Origin of the sequence: Thioalkalivibrio sp. (assembly GCF_041690275.1) — a bacterium.
Taxonomy (GTDB): Bacteria; Pseudomonadota; Gammaproteobacteria; order Ectothiorhodospirales; family Ectothiorhodospiraceae; genus Thioalkalivibrio.
Window position 1 is genome coordinate 1 of the sequence record NZ_JAWLHP010000095.1, and the last position, 5,485, is coordinate 5,485.

Consider the following 5,485-nt stretch of genomic DNA (forward strand, 5'->3'; position numbering starts at 1 on the left):
TTTTGGTGGGAGCGACCTCGGGTCGCGATTGGGGTTTGGCGGATCGCGGCTGGAAGCCGCTCCCACGGGCGACCTCTGGTCGCGATCTTCGCGCGCCCTGGAACCCTGCGCGCGATTTCTTGCCCATGCGGTAGGCGAAGAACCGGAGGCGACGACACGATGAAGGATGCAACCCCCAGCATGGTACTGCTGAGTGAATACCGGGCGCCGGACTGGGTCGTCGAAGATCTTGACCTTCGGTTCGACCTCGACCCTGCGTCGACCCGGGTCGAGTCCCTGATCCGCGTACGCCGGGCGGAAGGAGCGGAAGCGGGGGCCGCGCTGCGGCTCCACGGCCGCGATCTGGAGCTCCTGCGCCTCGAAGTCGACGGGAAGGCTCCGGAATCCGGTGCAGTCACCACCGATGCGGAGGGGCTGCTGCTCACGGGCCTGCCGGACAGCGCAGCGATCACGGTCGAGACATGCATCCGGCCCGAGGCAAACACCGCGCTCGAGGGCCTCTACGTCTCCGGCGGCACTCTGTGCACCCAGTGCGAGCCGGAAGGCTTCCGGCGCATCACCTACTTCCCGGACCGCCCGGACGTGCTGACCCGCTATCGCGTGCGGCTGGAGGCGGACGCGTCGCGCTACCCGGTGCTGCTGGCCAACGGCAACCGGGTCGAGGCCGGCGAGTTGCCGGCGGGTCGCCACTACGCGGTCTGGGAGGACCCGTTTCCGAAGCCGAGCTACCTGTTTGCGCTGGTCGCCGGCGATCTCAGCTGCGTGTCGGACCGCTTTACCACGCGCTCCGGGCGGGAGGTCGCGCTGGAGGTCTACGTCGAGCACCACAACCGCGATCGCTGCGCCCACGCGCTGGCCTCGCTGAAGCGCGCGATGCGCTACGACGAGGACGCCTTCGGCCGCGAGTACGACCTCGACGTGTACATGATCGTCGCGGTCGAAGACTTCAACATGGGCGCGATGGAAAACAAGGGCCTGAACCTTTTCAACGCCAAGTACGTCCTGGCGAGCCCGGAGACCGCCACCGACAACGACTACGTGCACATCGAGGGCGTGATCGCGCACGAGTACTTCCACAACTGGTCGGGCAACCGCGTGACCTGCCGCGACTGGTTCCAGCTGTCGCTGAAGGAGGGGCTCACGGTCTTCCGCGACCAGGAATTCACCACCGACTGCACGCTGTTCGGGGTGAAGCGCATCGACGATGCGCAGGGGCTGCGGGCCTTCCAGTTTCCCGAGGACGCCGGCCCGCTGGCGCACCCGGTGCGCCCGGACCGCTACGCGGAGATCAATAACTTCTATACGATGACCGTGTACGAAAAGGGTGCGGAACTGATCCGCATGCTGCGCACCCTGATCGGCCGCGAGGCCTTCCGGCGCGGGCTCGATCTCTACTTCGAGCGCTTCGACGGGCAGGCCGTGACCACCGAGGACTTCGTGGACGTGATGGCCGAGGCCTCCGGGCGGGACCTCGCCCGCTTCCGCAGGTGGTACACGCAGGCGGGCACACCGCGGGTCACCGCGCGCACGCACTTTGATTCACGGGTCGGTGCGCTGCAGATCGACCTCGAGCAGGAGACGCCGCCGACACCGGGCCAGCAGGAGAAGCACCCGCTGCATATCCCGGTTCGCCTGTCGCTGCTCGGACGCGACGGGCGCGTGCTGCCGGCGCGGCTGGAGGGCGCCGCCGAGGCGACCGAATTCGTGGTGGAACTGACCGAGGAGGCGCAGTCGTTCCGTCTCTCGGGTCTTCGCGAGGCCCCGGCTGCAGTGTCCTGGTTGCGTGGTTTTTCCGCCCCGGTGCGGCTCGACGCAGGGCAGGGTACCGCAGAGCTCGCGCACCTGGTGGTGCACGACGATGACGCCTTCGCCCGTTGGGACGCGCTGCAGGCGCTGCTGCGGCGGGCCGTGATCGCCCGTATCGGGAGCGAGCCGGACCCGGTGCTCGAGGCGGCGCTGACCACCGCCATCGGGGCCCTGCTCGAGGACTCGGGCATCGAGCCGGTCGTGCTCGCCACGTTGCTCGACTTGCCTTCCCACCGGGAGCTGATGGAGTCCTTCGAACGGGCCGATCCGGTCGCGGTCGATGCGGCGAGGCACGCCGTCGAGCAGGCGGTCTTCCAACCCCTGGCCGAGCGCCTCGCGTCCGGCGCACCGGATCCGGGGCGCTGGGACGATGGCGCGTTCACCGCGGAGGCAATGGGCCAGCGGCGGCTGCTGAACCGCATCCTCGCGCTGCGGGTCGCAATCGGGGCGGCTGGTGCGGTGGAAGACGCTGTGCGCCAGTACCGCGAGGCCCGCAGCCAGACACTTGCCATGGGCGCGCTGGCCGCGGTCAACGACAGCGCAGACCCGGCGCGCGGGGAATTGCTTGCGGACTTCGAGCGCCGTCACCGCGCCGATCCCCTGGTGCTGGACAAGTGGTTTGCGCTCGAATCCGGCAGCCAGGTCGGCGACGGACTCGCACGGCTGGAGCGCCTGCTGGACCATCCCGGCTTCCGCTGGTCCAACCCGAACCGGGTCCGCGCGGTGCTGGGGCCGTTCATGGCCCAGAACCATCGTCACTTTCACCGGGAGGACGGGGCGGGGTATCAGCGGCTCGCGGACTACCTGGAGCACCTCGATTCGCTGAACCCGCAGACGTCCGCCCGCCTCGCGCAACCGCTCACCCGCTGGCAGCGCCTCGATCCCGCCCGCTCGGCGCAGATGCGCCAGGTCCTCGAGCGACTCGCGGGCAAGGACCTCTCACCCGACCTCGCGGACGTGATCCAGCGCGCATTGGCGCGTTAGCGCGAAAGCCGCGCATTTCTCCCCTCTCCCGCTTGCGGGGCACGGTGGCCAGATTCCGGGGACAGAGTGGCAAATCTGTCCCCGGGGGCGCCGGCAGCGGATGGGGGTGCCTGCTCGCGCCATGACCGTTAGCGTAGCAGCATGAACAGCCCCGCGATCATCAGCACCCCCGCAAACGCCCGGCGCAGGAGCAGCACCGGCAGGTGGTGCGTGAGCCATACCCCTGCGCGCACGCTGATCGCCGCGCCCAGCGCGATCCCGGCGATCGCGGGCAGATACAGGTGACCCACACTCCACTCCGGCGCGTCCAGCCGGGGCTCCAGCAGGGCAGGCAGTGCGTAGACGAGGCTGCCCGCGATCGCGATCGGGATACCCAGCGCGGCCGCCGAGCCGATCGCGCGGCGGATGTCGCGTCCCTGGCTCAGCAGGAACGGCGTGGTGAGCGTGCCGCCGGCGATTCCGATCAGTGCCGAGACTCCGCCGATGCCGGCGCCGGCGAGAAACCAGATCGCCGGCCCCGCCTCCGGCCGCCTCGGTGGTCGGACGCTCAACAGCAGCCAGAGTGCGATCGCGATCTCGAACACGCCGAAGATGCGCGACAGCGCGCGTCCGTCCATCTGGATGGCGACCCAGGCCCCGAGCACCGCTCCGATCAGGATCGCCGGCAGGAGCCGGCGTACGGAGGGGCCGTGCACGCCGCCCTGCAGGTAGTGGCCGCGGGCCGAGAGCATCGCGGTGGGGATGATCGCGCCCAGCGAGGTCCCAATGGCCGACTGAACCAGATACTGGCTGTCGAAGCCCATCAGGGCGAAGAGCCAGACCAGTACCGGAACGAGCACCAGCCCGCCGCCGATCCCGAACATCCCGGCGGGGATGCCGGTGACGAGCCCGAGCAGCAGGAACACGGCGAGCAGGCCGAGCGGACCGCTATCGATCAGCAGGGTGTTCAATCGGGTTTACCGGGTTGAAGGCCCCCTCCCCACCCATCCCCCGCGAGCGGGGGAGGGAGCGGGGGCGAGGGTCCGGGTTTCGCTGCCCCCTGCCCAACCGACTCCCCGGAGCGGGGGAGGGAGTTGCCGATGGGGGTTCACCTCACGGATTTCTTCAGGACGTCGCGGGCGGCGGCCACGGTCTGGTCGATGTCGGCATCGCTGTGGGCGTTGGAGATGAAGCCGGCCTCGAAGGCACTGGGGGCGAGGTAGATCCCGGCGTCCAGCATCCCATGGAAGAAGCGCTTGAACGCGGCCAGGTCACAGCGGGTGGCCTGTGCGTAATCGGTCACCGGCTGGTCGGTGAAGAACAGGCCGAACATGCCGGGCACCTGGTTCGCGGTCATCGGGACGCCGGCCTCGCGGGCCGCATCGAGCACGCCGGCGACGAGGCGCTGCGTCTTCGCCTCCAGTGCCTCGTGGAATCCGGGGCGGCTCAGGATCTCGAGCGTCCTCAGCCCGGCGGTCATCGCGATCGGGTTCCCGGACAGCGTTCCGGCCTGGTACACGGGCCCGACCGGGGCGAGCTGCTCCATGATCTCCCGTCGGCCGCCAAGGGCACCCACCGGCATGCCGCCGCCGATGATCTTGCCCAGCGTGGTGATGTCGGGTGCCACGCCGTACAAGGCCTGGGCGCAGCCCGGGGCGACGCGGAAGCCGGTCATCACCTCATCGAAGATCAACACCGTGCCGGACTGGTCGCAGGCCTCGCGCAGGGTCTCGAGGAAGCCGGGCTGCGGCGGGATGCAGTTCATGTTGCCGGCGATCGGTTCCACGATCACGCAGGCGGTCTCGGGCCCGTGTTCGGCGAACCAGGCGCGCACGCCCTCGATGTCGTTGTAGTCCAGCGTGCTGGTCAGTTCCGCCAGCGCGGCCGGTACGCCGGGGGAGCTGGGCTGCCCGAGCGTCAACGCCCCCGATCCCGCCTTCACCAGGAGCGCGTCGCCGTGGCCATGGTAGTTGCCCTCGAACTTCACGATGCGGTCGCGGCCGGTGTAGCCGCGCGCCAGGCGGATCGCACTCATCGTCGCCTCGGTCCCGGAACTGGTCATGCGCACCATGTCCATCGACGGCACCAGTTCGCAGACCTTTTCGGCCATCGCCACCTCGAGGCTGGTCGGACAGCCGAAGGAAAGGCCGCTGAGGCAGGCCTCCCGCACCGCCTTGATCACCTCGGGGTGGGCGTGGCCGGCCACCATCGGCCCCCAGGAGCCGATGTAGTCGATGTAGCGCTTGCCGTCGGCGTCGAACATGTACGCGCCCTCGGCGCGCTCCATGAACACGGGCGTGCCGCCAACGCCCTTGAAGGCACGAACCGGCGAGTTCACGCCACCGGGGATGCGGACCTGGGCGGCGGCGAAGAGGCGTTCGGATTCCTGCATGGCGTTTTCCTGTCTGGAAATGTGATGAGTGTCCGGCAAAGGCGGGAGTGTAGTCGGCCTGCGCGGTCGAAGCACCCGCGGCCCTGTAGGAGCGTGCCGGCGCCGCGTTCGCGAGCCGGCTCGCCCCCCACCGGGGTCACCGTAGGAGCGGCTTCCAGCCGCGATACCGCGTTGCGTTGGCTACCCAGGGCCATCGCGGCCAGAGGCCGCTCCTACCTCCCGCAGAGAGCGGCGTTGCGCTGGATGCCCCGCGCCATCGCGGCCAGAGGCCGCTCCTACCAGGGCGGCCGTAGGAGCGGCTTCCAGCCGCGATGCGGCGTTGCG

General features: G+C 69.6%; 3 protein-coding genes. 1 reads left to right on the forward strand and 2 read right to left on the reverse strand.

Translation table 11 applies throughout. The features are described 5' to 3' along the window. Window positions 1-159 precede the first annotated feature (159 nt). Complete coding sequence (gene pepN, locus ACESMN_RS12930) at window positions 160-2,790, forward strand: aminopeptidase N (RefSeq protein WP_373054021.1); 2,631 nt, start codon at window positions 160-162, stop codon at window positions 2,788-2,790. 128 nt (window positions 2,791-2,918) lie between these two features. Here the strand turns inward: pepN and ACESMN_RS12935 are convergent, their stop codons facing one another. Continuing rightward, window positions 2,919-3,740 carry a sulfite exporter TauE/SafE family protein gene (locus ACESMN_RS12935; RefSeq protein ID WP_373054022.1) on the reverse strand — a complete coding sequence of 274 codons (822 nt, stop codon included), beginning with the start codon at window positions 3,738-3,740 and terminating at the stop codon, window positions 2,919-2,921. A 137-nt stretch (window positions 3,741-3,877) separates the two neighbouring features. Continuing rightward, window positions 3,878-5,161, reverse strand: a complete 1,284-nt coding sequence (gene hemL, locus ACESMN_RS12940; RefSeq protein WP_373054023.1) for a glutamate-1-semialdehyde 2,1-aminomutase — start codon at window positions 5,159-5,161, stop codon at window positions 3,878-3,880. Window positions 5,162-5,485: the final 324 nt, after the last annotated feature.

Excerpts from the sequence above, each read along its gene's own strand:
- pepN (WP_373054021.1), top strand. The coding sequence starts at position 160 with ATGAAGGATGCAACCCCCAGCATGGTACTGCTGAGTGAATACCGGGCG.
- hemL (WP_373054023.1), bottom strand. The coding sequence starts at position 5,161 with ATGCAGGAATCCGAACGCCTCTTCGCCGCCGCCCAGGTCCGCATCCCC.